At 62.9% G+C, this 23488-nt stretch carries 24 protein-coding genes; 16 read left to right on the plus strand and 8 right to left on the minus strand.

Translation table 11 applies throughout. The annotated features are described in order from the left end of the window. Positions 1–4 precede the first annotated feature (4 nt). The 3 genes from ACCO56_RS31230 to ACCO56_RS31240 all read right to left on the minus strand — a co-directional run bounded on the left by ACCO56_RS31230 (position 5) and on the right by ACCO56_RS31240 (position 2719). Complete coding sequence (locus ACCO56_RS31230) at positions 5–481, minus strand: flavin reductase family protein (RefSeq protein WP_433644885.1); 477 nt, start codon at positions 479–481, stop codon at positions 5–7. Between the two features lie 73 nt (positions 482–554). Beyond that, entirely contained in the window at positions 555–2204 is a 1650-nt protein-coding gene (locus tag ACCO56_RS31235; protein WP_433644863.1) for a 4-hydroxyphenylacetate 3-hydroxylase N-terminal domain-containing protein, read from the minus strand. Between the two features lie 179 nt (positions 2205–2383). Beyond that, complete coding sequence (locus ACCO56_RS31240; RefSeq protein WP_433644864.1) at positions 2384–2719, minus strand: antibiotic biosynthesis monooxygenase family protein; 336 nt, start codon at positions 2717–2719, stop codon at positions 2384–2386. 237 nt (positions 2720–2956) lie between these two features. On the opposite strand from ACCO56_RS31240, the gene ACCO56_RS31245 reads away from it, so the two are divergent. From ACCO56_RS31245 to ACCO56_RS31290, 10 genes are all read left to right on the plus strand, one after another. Next, positions 2957–3424 carry a VOC family protein gene (locus ACCO56_RS31245; protein ID WP_433644865.1) on the plus strand — a complete coding sequence of 156 codons (468 nt, stop codon included), beginning with the start codon at positions 2957–2959 and terminating at the stop codon, positions 3422–3424. Positions 3425–3592: 168 nt separating this feature from the next. Next, positions 3593–4096, plus strand: coding sequence for a gamma-glutamylcyclotransferase family protein (locus ACCO56_RS31250; RefSeq protein ID WP_433644866.1), 504 nt, complete (start codon positions 3593–3595; stop codon positions 4094–4096). A 61-nt stretch (positions 4097–4157) separates the two neighbouring features. Next, complete coding sequence (locus tag ACCO56_RS31255; protein ID WP_433644867.1) at positions 4158–5024, plus strand: ABC transporter substrate-binding protein; 867 nt, start codon at positions 4158–4160, stop codon at positions 5022–5024. A 5-nt stretch (positions 5025–5029) separates the two neighbouring features. Then, positions 5030–5878, plus strand: coding sequence for an amino acid ABC transporter permease (locus ACCO56_RS31260; RefSeq protein ID WP_433644868.1), 849 nt, complete (start codon positions 5030–5032; stop codon positions 5876–5878). 5 nt (positions 5879–5883) lie between these two features. After that, a complete protein-coding gene (locus ACCO56_RS31265) occupies positions 5884–6660 on the plus strand; it encodes an amino acid ABC transporter ATP-binding protein (protein WP_433644869.1) in 777 nt (258 codons plus the stop codon). Between the two features lie 14 nt (positions 6661–6674). Next, a complete protein-coding gene (locus tag ACCO56_RS31270) occupies positions 6675–7346 on the plus strand; it encodes a GntR family transcriptional regulator (protein ID WP_433644870.1) in 672 nt (223 codons plus the stop codon). Continuing rightward, the gene (locus tag ACCO56_RS31275; protein ID WP_433644871.1) at positions 7346–7645 is read left to right on the plus strand and encodes a hypothetical protein; all 300 of its coding nucleotides are present in this window, start codon (positions 7346–7348) and stop codon (positions 7643–7645) included. Before ACCO56_RS31270 ends, ACCO56_RS31275 begins: the two co-directional genes overlap by 1 nt. A 400-nt stretch (positions 7646–8045) precedes the next feature. Then, on the plus strand, positions 8046–9089 hold the full coding sequence (locus ACCO56_RS31280; RefSeq protein WP_433644872.1) for a serine/threonine protein kinase: 1044 nt from the start codon (positions 8046–8048) through the stop codon (positions 9087–9089). A gap of 158 nt (positions 9090–9247) precedes the next feature. Next, positions 9248–10321: a FecCD family ABC transporter permease gene (locus tag ACCO56_RS31285; protein ID WP_433644873.1), complete on the plus strand. Its 1074-nt coding sequence runs from the start codon at positions 9248–9250 to the stop codon at positions 10319–10321. Beyond that, the gene (locus tag ACCO56_RS31290) at positions 10318–11103 is read left to right on the plus strand and encodes an ABC transporter ATP-binding protein (protein ID WP_433644874.1); all 786 of its coding nucleotides are present in this window, start codon (positions 10318–10320) and stop codon (positions 11101–11103) included. Before ACCO56_RS31285 ends, ACCO56_RS31290 begins: the two co-directional genes overlap by 4 nt. Positions 11104–11322: 219 nt before the next feature. Here the strand turns inward: ACCO56_RS31290 and ACCO56_RS31295 are convergent, their stop codons facing one another. Further along, a complete protein-coding gene (locus ACCO56_RS31295) occupies positions 11323–13698 on the minus strand; it encodes a glucose/quinate/shikimate family membrane-bound PQQ-dependent dehydrogenase (RefSeq protein ID WP_433644875.1) in 2376 nt (791 codons plus the stop codon). Between the two features lie 154 nt (positions 13699–13852). On the opposite strand from ACCO56_RS31295, the gene ACCO56_RS31300 reads away from it, so the two are divergent. After that, positions 13853–16462, plus strand: a complete 2610-nt coding sequence (locus tag ACCO56_RS31300) for an ATP-dependent helicase (protein ID WP_433644876.1) — start codon at positions 13853–13855, stop codon at positions 16460–16462. 70 nt (positions 16463–16532) lie between these two features. Continuing rightward, on the plus strand, positions 16533–17390 hold the full coding sequence (locus ACCO56_RS31305; RefSeq protein WP_433644877.1) for an SDR family NAD(P)-dependent oxidoreductase: 858 nt from the start codon (positions 16533–16535) through the stop codon (positions 17388–17390). A gap of 188 nt (positions 17391–17578) precedes the next feature. On the opposite strand, the gene ACCO56_RS31310 is transcribed toward ACCO56_RS31305, so the two are convergent. The 3 genes from ACCO56_RS31310 to ACCO56_RS31320 all read right to left on the minus strand — a co-directional run bounded on the left by ACCO56_RS31310 (position 17579) and on the right by ACCO56_RS31320 (position 19299). Further along, a complete protein-coding gene (locus tag ACCO56_RS31310; protein ID WP_433644878.1) occupies positions 17579–17992 on the minus strand; it encodes a low affinity iron permease family protein in 414 nt (137 codons plus the stop codon). Positions 17993–18131: 139 nt separating this feature from the next. Further along, positions 18132–18758, minus strand: a complete 627-nt coding sequence (locus tag ACCO56_RS31315; protein WP_433644879.1) for a DapH/DapD/GlmU-related protein — start codon at positions 18756–18758, stop codon at positions 18132–18134. Positions 18759–18810: 52 nt separating this feature from the next. After that, positions 18811–19299, minus strand: a complete 489-nt coding sequence (locus ACCO56_RS31320; protein ID WP_433644880.1) for a CreA family protein — start codon at positions 19297–19299, stop codon at positions 18811–18813. A 131-nt stretch (positions 19300–19430) separates the two neighbouring features. Between ACCO56_RS31320 and ACCO56_RS31325 the strand changes: the two genes are divergently transcribed. From ACCO56_RS31325 to ACCO56_RS31335, 3 genes are all read left to right on the plus strand, one after another. Beyond that, positions 19431–19592 carry a hypothetical protein gene (locus ACCO56_RS31325; protein ID WP_433644881.1) on the plus strand — a complete coding sequence of 54 codons (162 nt, stop codon included), beginning with the start codon at positions 19431–19433 and terminating at the stop codon, positions 19590–19592. A gap of 52 nt (positions 19593–19644) precedes the next feature. Further along, a complete protein-coding gene (locus tag ACCO56_RS31330) occupies positions 19645–20223 on the plus strand; it encodes an SCO family protein (protein WP_433644882.1) in 579 nt (192 codons plus the stop codon). An 88-nt stretch (positions 20224–20311) separates the two neighbouring features. Beyond that, positions 20312–21172, plus strand: a complete 861-nt coding sequence (locus ACCO56_RS31335; RefSeq protein ID WP_433644883.1) for a 50S ribosomal protein L11 methyltransferase — start codon at positions 20312–20314, stop codon at positions 21170–21172. Between the two features lie 23 nt (positions 21173–21195). Here the strand turns inward: ACCO56_RS31335 and ACCO56_RS31340 are convergent, their stop codons facing one another. Then, positions 21196–21366, minus strand: coding sequence for a hypothetical protein (locus ACCO56_RS31340; protein WP_433644884.1), 171 nt, complete (start codon positions 21364–21366; stop codon positions 21196–21198). Positions 21367–21589: 223 nt separating this feature from the next. Here ACCO56_RS31340 and ACCO56_RS31345 point away from each other — a divergent pair, with 223 nt between their 5' ends. Further along, positions 21590–23419, plus strand: coding sequence for an aminopeptidase P family protein (locus ACCO56_RS31345; RefSeq protein ID WP_433644886.1), 1830 nt, complete (start codon positions 21590–21592; stop codon positions 23417–23419). Positions 23420–23488 lie beyond the last annotated feature (69 nt).

Consider the following 23488-nt stretch of genomic DNA (forward strand, 5'->3'; position numbering starts at 1 on the left):
TAGGTCACCAGAACTCGGGCACCGGAATCACCTGGTCCTGCTTGGTATGGAGCAGGTCGCCAAAACGGCTCCGGTGATAGATCAGCGGCCGCCCGTGACCGATCGCATCCATGTGGAAAAGGTGCCCAACGAATAGCGTGTGGTCCCCGCACTCATGTTCGGCCACGATGCGAGCGCCGATATGAGCCAGTGCGTCACGAAGCGCCGGCAGGCCGTCGATCCAGCTCAGTTCGATGGCGGCACCGGCCCGAGGCCGGCCCGCGAAATGGATCGCCAGGTCGCCCTGATCATGAGCCAGGATGTTGACGACGAAGCGCCCGGCCTGGCTCGCCAGTTCGTGCATATGCGCCCGTTTTGCAATCGAAACGACGCATAACGGCGGATCGAGCGAGCCCGACATGAAGGCGTTCGCCGTCATTCCGCGGATCTCGCCGCCATGGGTCGTCGTGATGACCGTCACCCCGGTGACGAATTGGCCCATCACGCGCCGGAATTCACGAGGGTCTATACGAGGAGGCTCCTGCAATCGTCGGCCATCGCCATGGTGAGGCGCCCTATCCATCCCGACCGGCATGATAGCTCAATGCGCCGGGATCCGTCAGGTCGGGAACGCGCCAGCCGTCGAGATCGTATTCCGCCATGCACTGCTCCGCGAAGCCCTTGAACTTGTCAGCGTTGCCGGAGGCCTGCGCCCCGAACAGGCAATAGCGGCGGATCTCCTCCGTCGAGCCGCCATAGTTGATCTCGTAGAGCTCGTGGCGGCCGCCGAATTCGGTCGAAAGCGTGTCCCAGAGAAGCTTCATCAGCTTCACCCTGTCTTCCGCCTTGTAGCCGTTCGACCCGCGCAGGTAGCGGTCGAGATAGGGACGTATCTCGGGGTTTTTGAAGTCCAGCGCGTGGCTGTTGAGATAGATGAGCCCCGAGGCGACGGTCTGCTCGATGATGTACTTGATCTTCGAATAGGCGATCGTGGCGATGATCTGATAGGCGTTACCCGCATCCATGTTGGGCAGGATATAGTCGCCGATCCACGGCTTGGGATCGCGCACCATCGCGTCGGACAGTGCCCAGAACAGGTTGCGCCAGGCGATCACCTCCCCGACATTGGCCTGAACGCCGCGATAGTCCTTGGTGCCTGCCGCCTCGACGGCCTTGAGCAGGAGCCCGGCGATGAAATCGAGCTTGACCGCAAGGCGCGTGCAGCCATGCACCACGAAGCGAGGCAGGAAGCCGGTCCGCGGGAAGAAGTTGTTGGCCTTCTCGACATCGGCATAGACGAACACGTTTTCCCAGGGGACCAGCACCTTGTCCATGATGAAGACGGCGTCGTTTTCGTCCAGCCGGCTCGACAGCGGATAGTCGAACGGGCTGCCCATCACAGTCGAGGTCATTTCGTAGGATGTCCGGCATAGGAACTTCACGCCCGGAGCGTTGGTCGGCACCATGAAGACGACGGCAAAATCCTTGTCCTGCAGCGGTATCAGCCCGTGATGGGCCACGAAAGTGTAGTTGGTCAGCACCGAACCGGTCGCCACCACCTTCGCGCCGGAGACGATGATGCCGGCGTCGGTCTCTTTCTCGACATGCGCGCAGACATCGGCCACCTCGTTCGGCGGCCGGTCGCGGTCGACCGGCGGATGAATGATCGCATGGTTTATGAAGGGAACACGCTCCTGGCTGAAACGATACCAGGCGCGGGCGTTTTCCTGATACGGATCGTAAAAATCGGCGTTGGCCCCCAAGGTGGCGAGGAAGGAAGCCTTGTAGTCGGGAGCCCGACCGAGCCAGCCATAGGTCAGCTTCGCCAATTCCGCTATCGCGCTGCGACCCTGGAGGAGATCCTCCATGCTCTTCGGGGCCTTGAAATAGGCGTGGGTCGCGCCGCCATTGCCGGTGTCGGTGGGCAGGAGGATCTTATCCCTGAGCTTTTCGTCGTGAAGCGCATCATAGAGGCGCGCCACCATGCGCGCCGTGTTGCGAAAAGCAGGATGGGTGGTCACATCCTTGACCTGCTCGCCGTAGATGTAGACTTCCCGGCCGTCGCGCAGTTGCTCGATGTATTCCGCGCCCGTCATGGGCGAGAGGCCGGTAAGCCGGCCTGTCGTCCTCCCATGTGCGGCGAAGGCTTCCTTGTTGTCGCGATTGGGTAACGTATCCATCCGATCCTCGCTCGCCTGCCCGGCATCGAGCAAGCGTCTGACCAAGGAACCGGCCTGGCCTATCGGAACGCCCTGTCGCCGCGGAACAGCGCCAAGAGCGGATGTGTGATCCCAAGCCGCATAAGCCGGGTCCGGCGTGGTACCGGCTCTAAAGCCCCACCACTCTCGAAAGAGTACGAATTACCCCATCGCCTGGCAAGCACGGCGCGATTGCAACCAGGCCATCACCCTGTTTGCCCGTGGCTCGCCAGGATGTGGAGAACCTGCACCGCTTCCGGCAGCGCGATGAGGAACTCGTGATCTCTCGGCAGGTGATGGATTTGCGTGGGATCGCCGCCGGTAAAACGCGCCATCGCCTCGACGCTTTCCCAATAGGAAATAGTCACGAATTCGGTTTCGCCTTCGCGGTCTTCGCGAAAATTCTGGACGCCGAGCGCCTTCTCGATCAGCGGCTTGATGCCGACTTCGTAGAGATATGGCTCATAGGCATCGGCGACGTCGCGCCGGGTTCTGCCTCGCCATATGCGCGCGATCGTCGGCTTGGTCACTTGATCCGTCATCTCGGCCTCCTCTCCTACGCCTCGTTTCGAAGCAGGAAATTGTGCCAGTCTTCGGTGAGGTCAATGTCCGGGCCCTGTACGAGGCAATCATCCTGACAAACGCTCGGATTGTTTCCGTACATTTCTTCGTATATGAAATCATATACGCCAGATCGGCGCCTGCAGAGGCGGCAGCAAGTGGCGGAAGGCAGCCTCCGCAGATGCCTCCGTTGCCCCAACGCACAGGAGCGAACAGCCTTGAACTTGTTCAATCGAATTCATCACATCTGCATCGTCGTCCATGATCTCGAGAGATCCGTCGCCTATTACCAATCCCTCGGCGTCGGACCGTGGTTCGACTACCCAAAGGGCGGCCGATATCTCGAATTCGACGTCCCGAACAAAGAAGCGTCGGACGCGATGCGCTACAAATGCGTCGATCTCGACAATCTCCAGATCCAACTGTGCCAGCCGGGGCCGCAGGATTCCCCGCAGCGCCGGTTTCTCGAGCAGCGCGGCGAAGGTGTTTACCACCTCGGCTTCGAAGTGCCTGATCGCGATGCCGCCGAGGCAGAGGGACGCGCATTGGGGCTCGATGTCGTCGCCCGGGGACGACGGGAAGACCGGTCGGGATTTTGCTATTTCGATACGCAAGATGGAGCCGGCGTCGTGCTCGAGGTCCGGAACTCCCCGAAAGCGGCGGATGCCGCATGTGCAGCCAAGTGACGATCCCGGCCATGACGGGACCGGCTGAATTTCCGAAAAGGGGCAGCCTACCCTTGCGCGCCAGGCAATTTCGTATATGACTTCGTATACGAAATTGAGCTTCTAATGAAGCGACGGTTTCGCAAGCCGGTCTCGTCTCCGAGCCGGCATGAACGAAAGAGGATACCGATGTACTATTTTGGATATTGCACTTGGCTCGACGATGCCGAGCTGCGCCGCTTCATGCCAAATGCACGGAAGGTGGTCCATGCGGTCGCGCCGAACCACAAGCTGACTTTCCATGCCGCGAGCGACCGCACCGATCGCGGCTGGTGCCACTTCAACAATAAATGCTCCGACGCCTGGGGAACGGCCTGCCGCGGCATCGTCTTCGAGCACGAAAATACGCACTTCAAGGACGAGTACGACGATTTCGAGCGCTGCACGGTCACCGTGATCGGCGACGATGGCAAGGCCTATGATTGCTGGACTTATCGTATGAGCAATCCCGGCACCCCGATGCGTCCGCCGCTGTACTACTGGGACCACATTCCGAAAGGCATGAAGGATCACGGTTTTCCCGAGGACTACATCCGCTCCGTCCTCGACACCTATGAAGCCGCGGCCGAATGCCCGAACGCCGACCGCCCGAATCCCTCCAAGATCCCCGGGAAGTCGGCGGCGACCCGATAATAAAATAACCAGGCAAACGGTCCACAATGGGAGAGATCAAATGAGGACTTGCAGGGGAACAATGAAACATGTGGCGACCGCCCTTCTTGCCGGCATGCTCGCATGCGGCGCAACCGGGGCGATCGCACAATCATCCGAGGCAGCGAAGCTGGTGCCGCAGGAGATCCGCGATCGCGGCACGCTGACGGTGGGCTCGCAACAGACCTTCCCGCCCGTCGAATTCAAGAAGCCGAACGAGACCGCCGTAACGGGCGTGAGCGCCGACCTGCTCGCGGAAATCGCTAGGCGTCTCGACCTCAGGCTTGAATATATCCACGGCGAGTATTCCTCGCTCATCCCGGGGCTGGAATCCAAGCGCTTCGACATGGCCTCCGGCGGCATCAGCGATACTGAAGAGCGCGAGCAAAAGGTCGACTTTGTCAACTATATGATGTCGGGCGGCAGCATTCTCGTCCGTGCCGCCGACAAAGAGAAATACAAGACCATCACCGATTTCTGTGGCGGAACGGTCGCCATGCTGCTGGGCAGCAACACCATCATGAAGGCGCTGGAAGCAGCCAATGCCGATTGCGAAGCAGCGGGCAAGGCGAGGTTCACCGTCGACCAGTTGCCCTCGGCTCCCGATGCCAAGGCCCAGCTCGATCTCGGCCGGGTCGATGGGTATCTCGGCGACTTCCCTGCCCTCGTCTATTTCGTGACGAACGCGCCGGGCAGCTATGCGGTCGTCGGAGGAAACTACATCCTCACGCCGTACATCACGTCCTGGGCCTTCTCCAAGGACAATGCCGGCCTTCGCGACGCCGTACAGAAAACCGCTCAGGAAATGCTCGACGACGGCACTTACAAGAAGCTGCTCACGACATGGGGACTGGAAGGCGGCGCGTTGCCCGAGATCAGCGTCAACCTGCCCGCAAGCAAGAGGAAATAAGGGTCTTGTCAGCCGAACTGATCGCCGAGCCTTCGGAAGTTCGCATCATTCGCCGCAAACGCTGGGGAGCCTGGCTCCTCGGCGTGGCCGTGCTGCTGATCCTGATCATTGTCGCGATCGCCGGCGCCAGGGCGCGCATCATCGATCTCGATGTATTCTTGCAATACCTGACGAGCGGCGAGATTCTCATAGGCGCTCGCAACGCTATTCTCGTCGGCACCGTATCCATGGTGCTTGCCCTCGTCGTGGGACTGACCGCGGCGTTGATGCGGCTCTCCGGCAATCCAATTCTTTCCTCGGTCTCCGCCACTTACGTCTATTTCTTCCGGGGGACGCCGATGCTGATCCAGATCCTGTTCTGGTATAATGCGTTCCCAACCATGTTCCCCAGGCTCTATCTGGCGGTTCCGTTCACCGGCGCCGTTCTGATCGACCTCCCAATGCCCGTCGTCATCACGCCCTTCATCGCGGCTGTCGTCGGGCTCGGCCTGGCCGAGGGCGCTTACATGAGCGAAATCATCCGCGGCGGCATCCTTGCCGTCGACAAGGGACAGCAGGCTGCCGCCCGCGCGCTCGGCATGACACAACCTCAGATGCTCGGCCGCGTCGTCATCCCTCAGGCGGCGCGCATCATCATTCCCGCCACCGGCAATCAGTACATCATGCTGCTCAAGTCCACTTCGCTTGCCTCGGTGATCGGCTTCCTGGAGCTGCTGCGGATCACGCAGGGCATCTATTCGGCGAATTTCCAAGTCGTGGAACTGCTTGCCGTAGCGGCCTTCTGGTATCTCGCAATGACTGCAGTCGTCACAGCCATCCAGACGACGCTGGAAAAACTCTTCCCGGTAAGGTGACGATCATGCAGAGCAACCACAGGGAAGACGCGATCCGGGTCGCGGGGCTTCGAAAATCCTTCAGCAGTTTCCAGGCCTTGAAGAACGTGTCGTTCCACGTTCGGAGCGGCGAGGTCATCGCCCTGCTCGGTCCCTCCGGATCGGGAAAATCGACGTTGCTTCGATGCATCAATCATCTTGAGGAAATCGATGGCGGCCGCATCTACGTCAACGGCCAGCTCATTGGCTACGAAGAAACGGGACCGGTCCTGCGCCAGATGAGCGACGCGGCGGTGAGCGCGCAGCGTCGTTCGATCGGCATGGTGTTCCAGAGCTTCAATCTCTTCCGGCACATGACGGCGCTCCAGAACATCATGTCGGGCCCGATCTACGTCCTGAAGACGTCGCGGGCCGAGGCAGACAAAAAGGCGCGACGGCTGCTGGAGAAGGTCGGGCTCGGCGATAAGGCCCATTCCTACCCCGCCCAGCTCTCCGGGGGGCAGCAGCAGCGCATCGCCATAGCCAGGGCACTGGCCATGGACCCCAAGGTGATTCTTTTCGACGAGCCGACCAGCGCACTGGACCCGGAACTGTCGCAAGAGGTAGTGGCAACGATCAAGACGCTGGCGGAAGAAGGTCAGACCATGCTCATCGCCACCCATGAAATGGCCATCGCGAAAGGCTGTGCCGATCGCGTGTTTTTCATGGTCGGCGGGGAACTGGTGGAGGACGCTCCGGCGGGAGAGTTCTTTGCCAGCCCCCGCCACGAACGCAGCCGCCAGTTTCTGGCGCTACATGCCTAACGAAGGGAAGACAGATGGAGCGTCAGTTGGGTAGCACCAGCAAGCGGACGGGGACGGCACTGCTGGCCGCCGACGTCCATCGCCTGCTGCGTGCCAAGATCATTACGCTGGAAATCAAGCCGGGCACGCGGCTTGTCGAAGACGATATCTCGCGCGAGATCGGCGTCGGCAGAACACCGGTCCGCGAGGCCCTGCTGAGGCTCGAAGGCGAGGGTTTGGTGAGCCGCCAGCGCAGGGGCTGGATCATCGAGGCGACGGACCCGGCCAATGCCCGCTTCATATTCGAGGCGCGCATCTCCGTCGAAAGCTACGCGACCCGGGTCGCGGCCGAGCGTGGCAACGCCAAGATGATCAAGCGGCTGCACGACCTCGTTGCGAGAATGGATGATCTGGACACCATCAGCCGGGCAGAATTGAACCGGCTCGATCGGAACTTCCACGAAACCATCGTGGCGATGGCAGGCAATCCGATATTCGTCGAGATGCACGAGCGAACCCAATTCCACTATTGGAACCTGCGGCTGCCGGTCTTCTTCAACAAGGAGCAGACGCTGCGGGCGAACGAGCAACACAAAGCCATTCTCTCAGCTCTCGAAGCGAGCGACGCCGATAGGGCCGAGCGTCTCGCCCGCGAACATATCGAAACCACCTACACGATCGTCAGCCAAGCGTTGGACGGCTTCTGATGGAGCTCGTTTTCGAAGCCAGCCACACGCATCTCTATCCGGGCCATGAAGGTGTCGTGCGCGAGGCGCCGTTCTCGGCAGTCGAAAACGAAAGCCGGGATTGCTCGATCCTGTTTTCCGACGGAGTAGCCGTCCTGGCGACCGCCGTTTCCCTGGGCAACGGCGCATGGCGCCTCAATGTCGGGCCATACACGACGGCGGCAGGCACTCCAATCCCCGCGAAAAGCTGGGCCGTCGACATCGCCGCAACGGAGGATGATCGGCCCCGCTTCAGAATCCGCAGGAAGCTCATCGCCTGACTGTCGTGACAGCGGGAGCGCTTGTGCAAAACTCCACCTTCTCCCCTTGTGGGAGAAGGTGGCCGCGCCAAGCGCGGTCGGATGAGGGGCGCTCCAGAAAGCTCCGCAGGACAGAGGGGGCTTGTCTGCGTACAGGCCCTTATCCACCGGCGAATGCTATCGCGGTCGGCGATCGGTCAGCGACCTCACGCTGAACAAGGGCCAGGGCCAACGCCGCGATGACGGACAGCAAAATCCCGTCGATCGCCTTGGCCATCCCCCTGTCCTCCTCGCGGGGATGGGCCTTTATAGCCGGTCATCGCGGAGGGTGACAACGGCGCCCACCCGTGCAATAGCGCGGGCGACGACGAGGAAGCCGGCGGTCGGCTGCTCGCCACCGAAGGATTGTCCAGGGAAACATATGCCGGAATTCGTGACCGAAACCGTGCTGAAACGCGACCTCTTTTCCGAGACGCGTAAGGGCCACTTTGCCGACGCACCGCAGGAAAAGGTCATCCGGCGCGTCGTGACCGCCGCGCCCTTCTGGTCCCGCCCCCTGGGCTGGGTGCTGGCTCGTCGCGAGATCGCCGCGCTCCGGCAGGTCAAAGGCATCGAGGGAACGCCGCAGCTCATTTCGATCGACAAGGACGGGCTCTACCGTCATTGGAGCGAGGGCACGCCGCTCCATCTCGCGCGCCCCAAGGATCCCATCTGGTACAGCGACGCCCACCGCCTTCTGCATGCCATGCGTCGGCGTGGCATCACGCATAACGACCTCGCTAAACCCCAGAACTGGTTGATGACTCCGGATGGGCGGGCCGCGGTCATCGACTTCCAGCTCGCCTCGCTCCATCGCCGCCGCGGCAGGCTCTACCGGCTCATGGCCTATGAAGACCTGCGCCATCTCTTGAAGCAGAAGCGGGCCTTCGCACCATCCCTGCTGACGCCGGCCCAGGCGCGTCTCCTGGCGCGTCGCTCGCTGCCCTCCCGGATCTGGATGGCGACGGGAAAGAAGCTCTACAATCTGGTGACGCGCGGCATCTTCCGCTGGTCGGACGGAGAAGGCACGCACGACCGCATCGACAACGAAGGGCCCGCCATCCTCGAGGCACTGCTCGCCCATCCGAACGTCCAGAACGTAGCGCTCGCGACCTTCCCCCTGCCCAAAAAGGGCGTCGGCATCTACGCGTTCGTCGAGGCGAAGTCCGGCACGCCGCTTTCAAAGCTGGAGAGCCTGACGTTGCCGGTTCGGCCGGATCACCTGCAGCCTGTCGCTTCGCTGCCGCGCGACAGCGACGGTACGGTGCGCCACGACATATTGCAGCTCATCGCCATGAACCAGATGACCGAGCTCGACGCGCTGGTGGCGGGAGACGAGGCACTCGACAGGATCGCCCATGCGATCGCCGCCGGCCGGCTCAATTTCTCCGACCGGCGCATCGCCAAGGCCGAACCAAAGCCCTAAGGGCTTGTGCCTTGTTGCCGGCGCGGTCCATCCGGAGGCGAAGCTGCCCGATTGGGCAGGAACTCCCCTGATGGGACCGGACGCTTCTGAATATCTTGAGCATAGTTGTCTTGTTTCGTATACCGCCCGCATTATCCATGGCGAGGCACGAGGCTGTAATGAATCTCCGGGCATTCTCGACGGGCGCGATCGGGACCGGACAAGGGCGGGAGCAGTACCGGAGGCTGGTCCGGCGGCGGCAGGTCATTCTCGCCGGCTTGACGGTGGCTCTTCTCGCTTGCCTTTGTCTCGACCTGGCCGCGGGGCCGGCCGGCTATCCGCTCGACCAGGTCGTTCGAGCCCTGATCGCACCCGATGCCGTGCCGCAGCAGGTCCGCGTGGTCTTATGGGAGCTTCGTATGCCGGTGGCCTTGATGGCCGTTGTCGTCGGAGCGGCTCTGAGCGTTGCGGGGGCGCAGATGCAGACCGTCCTGTCGAACCCTCTCGCCAGTCCTTTCACACTCGGCATCTCCGCTGCCGCGAGCTTCGGCGCGGCGCTGGCGCTTGCATTCGGCATAACGCTGATTCCCGCGGCTACCGAATATATCGTCCCGATCAACGCCTTCGTGATGGCCATGCTTGCGGCGCTGCTCATCCACATGCTGAGCGCCAGGCGCGGGATCACCGTGGAGACGATCGTACTCTTGGGCATCGCTCTCGTCTTCACCTTCAATGCGCTGCTCGCGCTCGTCCAATTCCTTGCTTCGACCGAAGCCCTTTCGGCGGTTGTCTTCTGGACGATGGGGAGCCTCACAAAGGCGACATGGTCGAAGCTCGCGGCCACCACGCTGGTGCTGGCAGCGGTCCTGCCGATCTTTGCCCGGCGTAGCTGGGCACTGACGGCACTGAGGCTCGGCGAGGACAGAGCGGCGAGCTTCGGCGTGAAGGTCGCCCGACTACGCCTGGAGACGCTCCTGCTGGTCAGTCTTCTCGCCGCCATACCGGTCGCCTTCGTCGGCACCATCGGTTTTATCGGGCTGGTCGGACCGCATATCGCGCGTATGGTGATCGGCGAGGACCAGCGCTTCTTCCTGCCCGCCTCCGCCCTTTGCGGCGCTCTGATCCTGTCCGCCAGTTCCGTGGTCAGCAAGGCTCTCATTCCAGGCACGATCTTCCCGATCGGCATCGTCACCTCGCTGGTCGGCATTCCCTTCTTCTTCTCCCTGATCCTGTCGAGCGCGCGGCGCGCATGACAACCATCCGGCTTGAAGATCTCGGCGCGCGCTATGGCGGGAAACTGCGGCTCGAGGGCGTGACGACTCCAGCCTTCACGGGCGGCGACGTTGTCGCCGTGATCGGCCCGAACGCAGCGGGAAAATCGACCTTGTTCAAGCGCATCGCCGATCTCGTCCCGGGGCCGGGAACGGTGAATGTCGAGGGCTTGCGGCAGGGAAAGAACGGCGTGTGCTACATGCCTCAGCACAGCTCCGCCAACGCCGTGCTCACCGTCTACGAGTCGGTGCTGCTTGCGCGCAAGCAGGGTTCGGGATGGTCGGTCGGCGACGCAGACCTCGAAATCGTCGACGAGACCTTGGTCGCGCTGAACATATCCGATCTCTCCTTCAGGAATATCGGCGAGCTTTCCGGCGGTCAGATGCAGCTCGTGAGCTTGGCCCAGACGCTCGTCCGCGAACCTGACGTCCTGTTGATGGACGAACCGACCTCGGCGCTCGACCTGTCCCGGCAAATGGAGGTGCTCGCCTATGTCAGGCACATCGCCCAGCGGCGCCGCATCGTCGTCATGATCGCCTTGCACGACCTCAACCATGCCTTGCGCTTCTGCGATCAGACGATGGTCATTGCCGGCGGACGCATGGTCGCCTGCGGCAGATCGGCTGAGATCATCACCCCGTCACTTCTGCGGGAAATCTATCACGTCGAGGCCCGGATCGAACCCTGCTCGCGCGGCATCGGCCAGGTGATCATCGACGGAACGTCCCGCTCGCAAGCAGCACTCGCATCGGTGGTTCGCTGATCGGTTTTGTCCTGCCCGACATTTTCCCCCTCTCCGTCTCGGCTTCGCCGAGCCACCTCTCCCCCAATTCGTGGGGAAGAGGAATTGCCGGCCGCAAGGGTGGCGCCCTTCCTCTCCCCTGCGCTGAGCGCGGGGGAGAGGTGGCTCGGCGAAGCCGAGACGGAGAGGGGGACCTGTCGTACGCCCCATCTCAACTACAGCAGGACAGAGCGGCGGGCACTATCGCGGCAGGGCGAAGGCCATCACGTAATCGCCGGCCCTGGTGCCGATCGAGCCGTGACCGCCCGCGACGATCACCACATATTGGCGACCGTCCGAACCTTCGAAGGACATCGGTGTCGACTGCCCTCCGGCAGGTAGCCTCGCCCGCCAGATCTCCCTGCCCGTCGTAAGATCGTAGGCGCGCAGATAATCGTCGACCGTCGCTCCGAGGAAAACGACGCCGCCTGCGGTGATCACGGGGCCGCCGATTCCCGGTACCCCGACCTTGAACAGCAGCGGCAAGGGCGTCATGTCGCGCACCGTACCGTTCCGGTGCTTGTAGGCGATCTCGCTCGTCCTGAGATCCGCTCCCGCGACGTAGCCCCATGGAGGAGCCTGGCACGGTATGCCGAGCGGGGAGAGGAACGGCCCCATCACAACGGCATAGGGGGCGCCCTCATTGCGGTTCAGCCCCTGTTCGCTGGCGGCTTCGTCGCCCGGCGGCGGCACCTGGTCTCGCGGGATGAGTTGCGACGTAAACGCAAGATAGGTCGGCATACCGAACATGACCTGCCGGACCGGATCGACAGCCACGCCGCCCCAGTTGAAGACCCCGAAATTGCCGGGATAGACGAGCGTGCCTTCGAGCGAGGGCGGCGTATAGCGGCCTTCATAGCGCAGAGACAGCAGCTCGATGCGGCAAGCCAGCTGGTCGAACATGGTGATGCCCCACATGTCCGCTCCGGTCAGCGGCGTCGGTTCGAAGGAGAGCTGGGAGACGGGCTGCGTGGGAGCCGTCGTTTCGCCCTCGATGGCGCCCGCGGGGGCCGGCACCTCCTTCACCGGGATGATCGGCTCGCCGGTGCGCCGGTCGAGCACATAGATATCACCCTGCTTCGTAGGGGCGACCAAAGCCGGAACGACACCATTGGCCGTGGTGATATCGACAAGGGATGGCTGGGCCGGCACGTCCATGTCCCAAAGGTCGTGATGGACGGTCTGGCGCACCCAGCGCACCTGTCCCGTCCCGAGGTCGAGCGCCGTAATCGATGAGGAATATTTTTCGACATTCTCGCTGCGACCGGCGCCGAGCTGATCGGGCGTCTGGTTGCCGAGGGGGACGTAGACCAGTCCGAGATTCTCGTCGGCGCTCGCCGTCGACCACATGTTCGGTGAGTTGTGCGTATAGGTCTCGCCGGGACCGAGCGGCGTCGTGCGCTCGGGGTTGCCGGAATCCCAGTTCCAGACCAGCGCGCCCGTGCGGACGTCATAGGCTCGAATGACGCCGGAGGGCGCCTCGATCGAGAAATTGTCGTTGACCGCCCCACCTACGATGATCAGCCCGCGCGCGATCAGCGGCGCCGAGGTGGAGTAGTAGTATCCCGATTTCGGGAAAGGCATGTTCGCGAGCAGATTCAGCGTGCCGCCATCGGCAAAGCTGGAGCAGATGCTCCCGGTCTTCGCATCGAGTGCGATGAGGCGCGCGTCGGAAGTCGGGAGATAGATACGCTCGGCGCAAGGCTGTCCTTCGGCGATGTCGGGATCGGCGAAGTAGGCGACGCCACGGCAGGTCTGGTGTTGACGGTCCCTGTCGAGCCCGACCTTTGGATCGAAGCGCCATTTTTCCTTCCCTGTCTCGGCCTCGAGCGCGATGGCGAGACTGTGGGCAGTGCAGATGTAGAGTGTGTCATCGATCTTGAGCGGGGTCACTTGATAGGTAGTCTCCGGCACATCCTCCGGCCCTCTCACGTCCCCCGTGCGATAGCTCCAGGCGAGTTCCAGCCGGCCGACATTTTCCGGCGTGATCTGGCTGAGCGGGGAATAGCGCTGGCCGAAAGGCGTGCGGCCGTAGAAGTGCCATTCACCGGGCGGCATGTTGCCGCCGAGATCGGGATTGGCAGTCACCTGCTCCGTGCTGAGTTCGCCGGCGAGCCCTTGCGGATCGTTGACCATCGAATAGATGGCGACTCCGATGGAAATGACGACGGCGGCTGCCAATCCCAAAGCGCCGCCCGAACCCCGGAGTTTCCGCCTCACCCAGGGTGTCAGCAGCCACAGGGCCAGGAGCACTATGACGCCGCCCCGGGGGCCGAGCTGCCACCAGTCGAATCCGACTTCCCAAACCGCCCAGGCTAATGTCCCCAGCAGGACAAGCGCATAGACCCAAAGGGCTTCACCTTGCCGGCGCCACAGAAGAAGGGCGGTGATCAGGAAGCCGACCCCCGCCAGAACGTAGTACCAGCTGCCGCCGAGCACGGCGAGCCAGATGCCGCCGGCGCCGAGCGCGAAACCGATTGCAGTGAAGACCAGGACTGTGATGACCACGGCAGCGCTCCCCAGAAGATGTCGCCGCCGATATCTTTGCAGCTCGCGGATCGCACCGCGTGTCCGCATCCTGGAATTCAATCAACCCGCGGTTGCCGTCCAAATCGGGGCAGTCACAAAACGACGGTGACAAACGATGGTTCCGCAGCGTCGAAATGCCCAAAAAGGCGGTACCGGCATCAGCCTTCTGGCCTTTCCGCTCCGAATCACTACATTCGGCAGGATGCCTAGTTTTCCAGACGATCTCCCCTTCTTCGACGAGGAGGATACGCCCAGTCACGGCGTTCCGTCCCGCGCTCCCGCTCCGCCGCGCCCCGAGGGCGGCAACATCGCCGCGCGCGCCATGGCGGCGCGGCAGGGGGGCATGCCGGACTATCTCAAAGGGCTCAATCCCGAGCAGCGGCTGGCCGTGGAGACGACCGAAGGCCCGGTTCTCGTCCTGGCCGGGGCTGGCACCGGCAAGACGCGCGTGCTGACGACCCGCATCGCCCATATCCTCGCGACGGGGAAAGCCTTCCCTTCGCAGATCCTGGCGGTCACCTTCACCAACAAGGCCGCCCGCGAGATGAAGCAGCGGATCGGCATGCTGGTGGGCGAAGCAATCGAAGGCATGCCGTGGCTCGGCACGTTCCACTCGATCGGCGTGAAACTCCTGCGCCGCCATGCCGAGCTTGCCGGGCTGAGATCCGACTTCACAATTCTCGACACGGACGACCAGATCCGCCTGATCAAGCAGCTGATCCAGGCCGAGGGGCTGGACGACAAGCGCTGGCCGGCCCGCACCTTCGCGCAGATGATCGACGGATGGAAGAACAAGGGTTACGGGCCGGCGGATATCCCCGAGGGCGACGCTCGCGCCTTCGCCAACGGCAAGGGCCGCCAGCTCTTCAAGGCTTACCAGGACCGGTTACAGACGCTGAACGCCTGCGATTTCGGCGATCTCCTGTGCCACCCAATCCGCATCTTCCGCCAGCACCCCGACGTGCTGAAGGAATATCACAGGAAATTCCGCTACATCCTGGTAGACGAGTACCAGGACACGAATACGGCGCAATATATGTGGCTGCGGCTGCTCGCCCAGCGCCCGCAGGCGGGCCGAAATCCGACTGCCTCCAACCAAGCGGTCGACCGGCAGCCCGAGCACATGCGAGGCGTGAGCGAGAATAGAATAAACATCTGCTGCGTCGGTGACGACGACCAGTCCATCTATGGCTGGCGCGGGGCAGAGGTCGACAACATCCTGCGCTTCGAGAAGGATTTTCCGGGCGCCACCGTGATCAGGCTGGAGCGCAACTACCGTTCCACGGCCCACATCCTCGGAGCCGCCTCGCACCTGATCACCCACAATGAGGGACGACTGGGCAAGACCTTGTTCACGGACCGCGTCGATCCGGAAGACGCCAAGGTGATCGTGCATGCCGCCTGGGATTCCGAAGAGGAAGCGCGCGCGATCGGTGACGAGATCGAACGGCTCCAGCGCGACAAGCACCCGCTGAACGACATGGCGATCCTCGTGCGGGCATCCTTCCAGATGCGCGAATTCGAAGATCGTTTCGTCACGCTCGGCCTGAACTACCGCGTCATCGGCGGCCCGCGCTTCTACGAGCGCCAGGAGATCCGTGATGCGCTCGCCTATTTCCGGGTCGTTGCCCAGCCAGCCGACGACCTCGCTTTCGAGCGGATCGTCAACGTGCCGAAGCGCGGCCTCGGCGAGGCCGCCATCCGCCAGCTCCACGATACCGGCCGCATGCTGGGCGTGCCGATGCTGGAGGCAGCCGCGCGGCTGGCCGAGAGCGACGAACTGAAGCCCAAGCCGCGCACTGCCCTGCGCGAGGTCGCCGCCAATTTCGCCCGCTGGCAGGACCGGCTGGACACCACGCCGCATACCGAGCTGGCCGAGATGATCCTCGAGGAGTCCGGCTATACGGAGATGTGGAAGAACGACCGCTCGGCCGAGGCCCCGGGCAGGCTCGAGAACCTCAAGGAGCTCATCCGCTCCATGGACGAGTATGAATCGTTGCGCTCCTTCCTCGAGCATGTGGCGCTCGTCATGGATGCCGAGCAAAACGAGGAGCTCGATGCCGTCTCCATCATGACGCTGCATTCGGCGAAGGGCCTGGAGTTCGAGACCGTATTTCTGCCGGGCTGGGAAGAAGGACTGTTCCCGCACCAGCGCGCGCTGGACGAGGGCGGGCGCTCCGGGCTGGAGGAGGAACGGCGTCTCGCCTATGTCGGCCTCACCCGAGCCAAGAAAAACCTGCACATCTGGTTCGTCTCCAACCGTCGCATCCATGGGCTCTGGCAATCGACTATCCCGTCGCGCTTCCTAGACGAATTGCCGGAGGCGCATGTCGAGGTGGCCGAATCCGGCAATTCCTATGGCGGCTATGGCATCGGCTACAGCAATGCCGGCCGCCACAATGCCGGCCGGCAGACCCCCTACGGCGCGTCGCGCTTCGACAATGTCGGTGGAGGCGCCTTCTCCAACACCTACGCAACGCCCGGCTGGCAGCGTGCGCAGCAAAACCGCACCGAGGCGACCGATCGCAACTGGGGCACGCGCTCCGGCCATCAGGCCGAGCGTATCGGTTACGGCGAGGTCGATTCCGGTTACGGCGCGGGGCGCGGCTCGGTGAAGGGCCGCACCATCGAAGGCGAACTGGTGGCGAAATCCGTGGCTGACAGTCCTTCCCCGTTCAAGGTGGGCGACCGGGTCTTCCACCTGAAATTCGGCAACGGCAACGTCGCGGCGATCGACGGTAACAAGCTCACCATCGATTTCGACAAGGCTGGACAGAAGAAGGTGCTGGACGGGTTCGTGAAAAGCGTGTGATCCTCGGCCGGGAGGTCCGCTCCGTTCGACAGGCGGCAGCACTCCATGGATTGGGACACAGGAGCGCCGCGTGACCGACACCTCAATTCCAGCCCTCGCCTACGGCAACGTGGCCGTGATCACCGGTGCGGCGAGCGGCATCGGTTATGCAGTGGCCAGGAAGCTGGCCGGCATGGGGCTCAGGGTCGTCATCGCCGACCGTGAAGGCCCTGCTCTTCAACACGCCCTCAAGGAACTGGTCGACGTCGCGCTCGGCGGCCCCGAGGACGTGATCGCCGTTGCTTGCGATGTCTCCGACCCGGAAGACGTCGCCAGGCTGGCTGACCAAGCCCACGCCCAGTTCGGCGATCCGTCCTTTGTCATGAACAATGCCGGTGTCGGGAATAATCCGGGCAAGCCTTGGGAGAATCCCGACGGCTGGCACGCGCTCCTTTCGGACAACTTCTGGGGAGTGTTCAACGGTGTCCAGGCCTTCGCCCCGCGCATGCTCGCCGGAGGAAAGCCGGGCATGATCGTCAACACCGGGTCCAAGCAGGGCATCACCACGCCACCCGGAAATCTCGCCTACAACGTGTCCAAGGCTGCGGTGAAGACCTATACGGAAGGCCTGGCACACGCCTTGCGCAACGAGGCGGGCGGGAAGCTCTCCGCACATCTGCTTATTCCCGGCTTCACCTTCACCGGAATGACCGAGGGTGCGACGGAGAAACCGGCGGGCGCGTGGACGCCGGACCAGGTGGCGGGCTTCATGCTGGAGAGCTTGGCACGAGGCGACTTCTACATCCTCTGCCCCGACAACGAGACCGACAGGGCCACGGACGAGCGGCGCATGGCCTGGGCGATCGGCGACATCATCGAAAACCGCCCGGCGCTTTCGCGCTGGCATCCGGATTACAAGGACGCCTTCGCCGAGTTCTTGAAACGATAGGCGCGTAGCCTCCCCCTCATCCGACCTCGCTTCGCGAGGCCACCTTCTCCCACAAGGGGAGAAGGGGGAGCTTTGCATAAGCGCTCTGCCAAATCACAACGCTGGCGATTGGCATCGGTGTTGCGGCCGGTCTTCCCTTCTCCCCTTGTGGGAGAAGGTGGCCCGAAGGGCCGGACGAGGGGGTGGCGTCATGCCTTGGCGGCCATTTTCGGACGAGCCCGCCTCTTGTTCGTTTCGCGTTCATCGTGCTGCCGTGCAGCCGCCTCGCATTTCTTGCGGAATTCCTCGACCTCGCTTTCCGTGAGGTGCTCGATCCCGATGAAGTAATTGTGGCCTCGCGAGACGCGGATCAGTTCGTCGAGCTTGGCCTGGATCGCGGCTCCGTCTCGATTCTGCGTATTCTGAATCAGGAACACCATGAGGAAGGTGACAATGGTCGTGCCCGTATTGATGATCAGTTGCCATGTGTCGGAAAAGCCGAAGAGCGGGCCGGAAACGGCCCACACGACAATGACTGCGCAGCAGAGAATGAAGGTGGTCGGCATGCCCGCGGCATGAGCAACCCGATTGGCGACTTTGGTAAAAAGCGCTTCAAGCGACATGAGGACCTCGAAAACGCGGCCGCCCTCGCCTGAAAACAGCGAGCTGGCCTTCCAAGTTGAACCCGACCGGAAACGTGTTCGCAATGCATCGGTTCCCCCTGGGCCGTTCAACGCCATTCGGGCAATCGCGCTCTCTCGGTCAGCTTTCCCACCGGTCCAGGAAGTCCTCGATCGAAAGCGTCTGCATGTCGGGAACCGCCTCGAACAGGCGTTCGCCCGGCCAATCCCACCAGGCGAGCTCTTCGAGACGTTCGGCGATTTCCCGCGAAAACCGTCGCCGCAGCCGCTTCGCCGGTACGCCGGCGACGATCTCGTAGGCACCGACGTCGCGGCTCACCACCGCATTTGCGCCGATCACCGCGCCATTGCCGATGGTGATCCCCGGCAGGATCACGGCGCCATGCCCGATCCAGACATCGTGGCCGATGACGACCCTTTTTTGCCTGCGTCGCTCGCGAAATTCCTGGTCGACGCCGAGATAGCGGAAATACTCGTTAGGCCTGTAGCTGAGCTTGTGGGTGGTCGGCCGCTCCAGCGGATGTTCGAGCGCGTTGATGCGCGTATTGGCGGCGATCGAGCAGAACTTGCCGATAGACGTATAGATCGCCTCGGCGTGCCGTTCGAAGTAGGAATAATCGCCGACGGTGACTTCGCGCAGGATGACGCGCTCGCCGACCGCGGCATAGCGGCCGAGACGGCACGACTTGAGTTCCGCCGTCGGGTGAATTCGCGGTTCGGGATCTGTGAAGCGCAGGTCGGCTGTCATGGCCGCGCTTTACGCCGCTCAGTGCCGCCATACAAGCTCCGCGGTTGCTGGCTTATTGCGGCTTGCCCTTCGCCCAGACCACTTCCTGACCATAGAGCGGGATGGTCGACATCGACATCTTGGCCGAACCGTCCTGAACCTGCCGCGAATGGGCGAGATAGATCAGCGTATCATTGGCTTTGTCGTAGATGCGGTTCACCACCTGCTTCTTCCAGATCAGGCTGATGCCCTGCTTGAACACTTCTTCCCCCTCCCGGCTCAGATTGATCTCGTGAATGGTGATGGGTCCGGTCTGCCGGCAGGAGATCGCGGTGTCGGAGGGATCTTCGAACCAATTGCCCTTTTGCAGGCGGTCGACCATGCCGCGCTCGAAATAGGATACGTGGCAGGTCACTCCCTCGATGCCGGGATCCTTGATGGCTTCCACGATAATGTCGTTGCCCAGCCAGTCGACGCCGATCTCGCCCACCTGCTGGGCCAGGGCCGGCGCAGCCGCGCCGAAGGCGCATGCCGAGGCGATACCAAGGAAGAGACGGCGCATCGTGTTCTCCTGCGTTCGGGAACTTCTCAGGCAATCACTTGGGACGAAGCAGCCGCCGTTGCAAGCAGGGAACGTTTCAGCGGCAAGTTGGCATCTTTTGCGAGGCCCTCCGGGGCGCTATCTTATCGCCCATGAAGATTGCATCCCATATCCCTGCTTCGGCGCTGGCAAAGCTTGCGCTGGGCCTCGCCGTGCTCGCGGCGGCAAGCGGCATTGCCTTTGCCTCCTGGGTCGACAAAGGCGCCGCGATCTTTATGGCCATGGCCGAGACCGGCCTGGCATGGTGTTTCTGACGCCCGTGTTTCCGACGCTCGTGCCAATCCCTACTGCCCTGGAACCCGCTCGATGATGCGATTCATTCTCGCCGGAATACTCGTCTTGATGACAGCCGTGGTCGGCTTCATGACGTACCAGTGGTATCGCACGCCGAATGTCGGCCGGCCCTTTGGCGCGCCCTTCACCCTGGTCGACCAGAACGGCGCGGAAATCACCGAAGCGGCCTTCCGCGGCCAGCCCTCCGTCGTCTTCTTCGGCTTCACCCACTGCCCGGAAGTCTGCCCGACCACGCTCGTCGAGATGGACGGATGGCTGAAGAAGCTCGGCGACGAAGGCAAGGATATCCGCGCCTATTTCGTTTCCGTCGATCCCGAACGCGACACGCCGGAAGTGATGAAGACATATGTCGGCAACGTCTCCGACAGGATCGTCGGCATCACCGGCGCCGCCGACAAGGTGGCGGCGATGACCAAATCCTTCGGCATATATTCCCGTAAGGTCGATACGGGCGACGGCGATTACACCATGGACCATTCGGCTTCCGTGCTTATGCTCAATCGATCGGGAGATTTCTTCGGCACGATTGCCTATGAAGAAAACTCCGATACTGCGCTCGCCAAGCTGAAGCGCCTCGCCAGGGAAGGCTGACGCCCCGACACTTCGTTGCCCCCTTGCACCGGCGTTCGGAACGGTGTTGATGCCCCCTGCTCGCTTCCGCCCGGGAAACCCCTCCTCGATGCCCCAGACCCGTCTCTACGTCACCGCAAGCCGCGATGAAGCGAACCGCATCTATGCGGCGCTCGAATTTGCCTTCGAAGAGGAGGGTTATCCGCTCGCAGTCGTCGAGTTGGACGAAGACAGGGACATCCACGAGGTCTCCCTCTATACCGAGGACGACGCCGATCTCGTCGCTCAGCGCATGCGCGAGGCAGCGGGCGGCATCGCGATCGAACGGGAGGTTTTACCCGACGTCGATTGGGTGGCGCGTTCACTGGAAGGCTTGAAGCCGGTGCGGGCGGGCCGTTTTTTTGTCCACGGCTCGCATGACAGGGACAAACGCCGTATCGGCGACCTCGCCATCGAAATAGAGGCCGGGCTCGCTTTCGGCACCGGCCATCACGGCACGACGTCCGGCTGTCTCGATATGATCGATCAGGTGGTGCGGCGCGAAAGGCCGCGGAACGCGCTGGATCTCGGGACGGGCAGCGCGGTGCTGGCCATCGCTCTGGCAAAGCTGGCCCATATACCGGTGCTTGCGACCGATATCGACCCGATCGCCACGAGGGTTGCCCTGGAGAATGTGCGGCTGAACAGCGTTTCGGCCTATGTCGAGGCGGCGACAGCGCCGGGGTTTCACCACCCGATCTTTGCGCGGCGCGCGCCCTTCGATCTGATCGTCGCCAACATATTGGCGCGGCCGCTGATGCGGCTGGCGCCGGAAATGGCCAGATATGTCATGCCCGGCGGCTCACTGATCCTGTCGGGCATCCTCGAGCGCCAGCGCGATGCCGTTATCGCCGCCTATGTCGGGCAAGCGTTCCGGCATGTGCGCACGTTGGGCCGCGAGGGATGGGTGACGCTCCATCTCAAGCGATGAAGCGCCATTGCTGGAAGAACCTATCAGACCACGTAAGTGGCATGCGGACGCTTGCGCAGCTCGGTGCGATTGTAACCGTTGGCTTTGAGCGTCTCGTCATCGAGCATCAGCAGGGCGCCGTTGACATAGCGTTCGGCCTGGCGCTCGCGGGCCCTGATGAAGGCGTTCACAGCATTGCGTACGAAACCAGCCATTGCTCTTCTCCTGGTTGAAGCTTACGCTGCATTAGGTAAGCAATGCTGACCCTTTTCAGAAGAGCGGATATTGCATGGCACCCATCTGATTTTGCACTGCAAAATTGCATTTTCGCACTGCAGCATAAACCCGCGCCGTCAGGCTTGTCCACATTGCAGCGTTGCCAGCCTAGCAAGCGGGGGCTACCGTCCACGATCCGGAGAATCCTTGAAAGTCGGCAGCATGTTCCAGAGCTTCGAATCCGAAGGCGATCCCACAAAAGGCGCCGAGCGCGTTGCCCTCCTGCGGGGGAAGTTGGGCGATCTCGGCCTTACCGGTTTCATCGTCCCACGCGCCGACGAACATCAGGGGGAATATGTCGCTCCTTGCTCGGAACGTCTGCGCTGGCTCACCGGCTTCGCCGGTTCGGCGGGCGTGGCGCTGGTGCTGATCGATCGCGCGCTGATCTTCGTCGACGGCCGCTACACGCTGCAGGTCCGCCACCAGGCCGATATGACGGTCTTCACGCCGGAGAATCTCGTCGACACGCCGCCGCATGTCTGGATCAGGAATAATTTGGGCAAAGGGGCTCGGGTCGGTTTCGATCCATGGCTGCACACCATTTCCGATGCTCGGGCCTTGCGCGAGGCGGCGGAGAGGAGCGGAGCCGAGGTGATCGCGGTCGACGGCAATCCGGTCGACGCCATCTGGACCGACCGGCCGAAACCGCCGCTGCAGCCGGTCGAGATTCAACCCATCGAATTCGCCGGCGAACTGGCCAGGGAGAAGCTCATCAGGCTGGCGGGAGCCCTTGCCGACGAGGGCGCCACCCACACGGTACTGACCGATCCGTCCTCCATCGCCTGGGCCTTCAACATCCGCGGCAGCGACGTGCCGCACACGCCGCTCGCGCTCGGCTTCGCGGTCATCGCCGCGGAAGACCCGCATATTCTCTTCATGGACAAGCGCAAGCTGCCGATCGAGCCGGAAGCCTATCTCACCCAGCTCGCCGACCTGCGGGCTCCCAGCGCGCTCGAAACCGAACTTGCCGCGCTGGCGCGCAGAGGAGCAAGGATCGCGCTCGACTCGGGGCTCGCGGCCGAAAAGCTGCGGACGATCGTGGAAGACAATGGCGGCACGGTGATCTCCCTTGCCGACCCGGCCCGCCTCCCCCGCGCCACCAAGAATGCCGCCGAGATCGCCGGTACTCGCGCTGCCCATCGCCGGGACGGCGCGGCGGTCGTGAAGTTCCTTGCATGGCTCGACGCGCAACCCGTCGGTTCCGTCGACGAGATCGCCGCCGTGACAAAGCTCGAGGAATGCCGCCGCCTCACCGGCGAGGCAACGCAGATGCCGCTGCGCGACATCTCCTTCGACACGATCTCGGGGGCCGGCCCGAACGGCGCCATCATCCACTACCGCGTCTCGAAAGCGACGAACCGCAAGCTGGGCGCCGATGAGCTTTTCCTGCTCGATTCCGGCGCGCAGTATCAGGACGGGACCACCGACATCACGCGCACGATAGCCATCGGCACGCCGAGCGAGGAGATGCGCGAGCGCGCGACGATCGTGCTCAAGGGCATGATCGGCATTTCGATGCTGCGGTTTCCCCCCGGCACGCGCGGCTGCGACATCGACGCGATCGCCCGGATGGCCCATTGGAAAGCCGGGATCGACTACGCCCATGGCACAGGCCACGGCGTCGGTTCCTTCCTCTCCGTCCATGAAGGGCCGCAGCGCATTGCCAAGACCGGCACCGAAAAGCTGCTGGAAGGCATGATCCTGTCCAACGAACCCGGCTATTACCGGCCCGGCGGGTACGGAATTCGCATGGAGAATCTGATCCTGGTCACGCCGGCCACTGACATCGCCGGCGGCGATATCGCCATGCACGGATTCGAGACGCTAACCCTCGCGCCGTTCGACCGCCGCCTCGTGGTGCCTGGCCTCTTGTCGCTGGAAGAACTCGCCTGGCTCAACGCCTATCACGCTCACGTCCTGTCGGAGACAGGCCCGATGGTCGGCGGCGATGTGCTGAAATGGCTGGAGGCAGCGACGGCGCCGATAGGGTAGTGCCAGTGGCGATAGGGTTTCGGTTGTTACAAGCCCCCTCATCCGCCTGCCGGCACCTTCTCCCCGCTG

Source organism: Mesorhizobium sp. 1B3 (assembly GCF_050958605.1).
Lineage (GTDB): Bacteria > Pseudomonadota > Alphaproteobacteria > Rhizobiales > Rhizobiaceae.

Bases quoted from the DNA above. Each gene is read 5' to 3' on its own strand.
- ACCO56_RS31300 (WP_433644876.1), top strand. From the start codon at position 13,853: ATGCCTAGTTTTCCAGACGATCTCCCCTTCTTCGACGAGGAGGATACG.
- ACCO56_RS31335 (WP_433644883.1), top strand. From the start codon at position 20,312: ATGCCCCAGACCCGTCTCTACGTCACCGCAAGCCGCGATGAAGCGAAC.
- ACCO56_RS31295 (WP_433644875.1), bottom strand. From the start codon at position 13,698: ATGCGGACACGCGGTGCGATCCGCGAGCTGCAAAGATATCGGCGGCGA.
- ACCO56_RS31320 (WP_433644880.1), bottom strand. From the start codon at position 19,299: ATGCGCCGTCTCTTCCTTGGTATCGCCTCGGCATGCGCCTTCGGCGCG.
- ACCO56_RS31270 (WP_433644870.1), top strand. From the start codon at position 6,675: ATGGAGCGTCAGTTGGGTAGCACCAGCAAGCGGACGGGGACGGCACTG.
- ACCO56_RS31240 (WP_433644864.1), bottom strand. From the start codon at position 2,719: ATGACGGATCAAGTGACCAAGCCGACGATCGCGCGCATATGGCGAGGC.
- ACCO56_RS31285 (WP_433644873.1), top strand. From the start codon at position 9,248: ATGAATCTCCGGGCATTCTCGACGGGCGCGATCGGGACCGGACAAGGG.
- ACCO56_RS31345 (WP_433644886.1), top strand. From the start codon at position 21,590: ATGTTCCAGAGCTTCGAATCCGAAGGCGATCCCACAAAAGGCGCCGAG.
- ACCO56_RS31250 (WP_433644866.1), top strand. From the start codon at position 3,593: ATGTACTATTTTGGATATTGCACTTGGCTCGACGATGCCGAGCTGCGC.
- ACCO56_RS31230 (WP_433644885.1), bottom strand. From the start codon at position 481: ATGGGCCAATTCGTCACCGGGGTGACGGTCATCACGACGACCCATGGC.
- ACCO56_RS31280 (WP_433644872.1), top strand. From the start codon at position 8,046: ATGCCGGAATTCGTGACCGAAACCGTGCTGAAACGCGACCTCTTTTCC.
- ACCO56_RS31310 (WP_433644878.1), bottom strand. From the start codon at position 17,992: ATGTCGCTTGAAGCGCTTTTTACCAAAGTCGCCAATCGGGTTGCTCAT.
- ACCO56_RS31315 (WP_433644879.1), bottom strand. From the start codon at position 18,758: ATGACAGCCGACCTGCGCTTCACAGATCCCGAACCGCGAATTCACCCG.
- ACCO56_RS31330 (WP_433644882.1), top strand. From the start codon at position 19,645: ATGATGCGATTCATTCTCGCCGGAATACTCGTCTTGATGACAGCCGTG.
- ACCO56_RS31340 (WP_433644884.1), bottom strand. From the start codon at position 21,366: ATGGCTGGTTTCGTACGCAATGCTGTGAACGCCTTCATCAGGGCCCGC.
- ACCO56_RS31325 (WP_433644881.1), top strand. From the start codon at position 19,431: ATGAAGATTGCATCCCATATCCCTGCTTCGGCGCTGGCAAAGCTTGCG.
- ACCO56_RS31265 (WP_433644869.1), top strand. From the start codon at position 5,884: ATGCAGAGCAACCACAGGGAAGACGCGATCCGGGTCGCGGGGCTTCGA.
- ACCO56_RS31290 (WP_433644874.1), top strand. From the start codon at position 10,318: ATGACAACCATCCGGCTTGAAGATCTCGGCGCGCGCTATGGCGGGAAA.
- ACCO56_RS31275 (WP_433644871.1), top strand. From the start codon at position 7,346: ATGGAGCTCGTTTTCGAAGCCAGCCACACGCATCTCTATCCGGGCCAT.
- ACCO56_RS31255 (WP_433644867.1), top strand. From the start codon at position 4,158: ATGAAACATGTGGCGACCGCCCTTCTTGCCGGCATGCTCGCATGCGGC.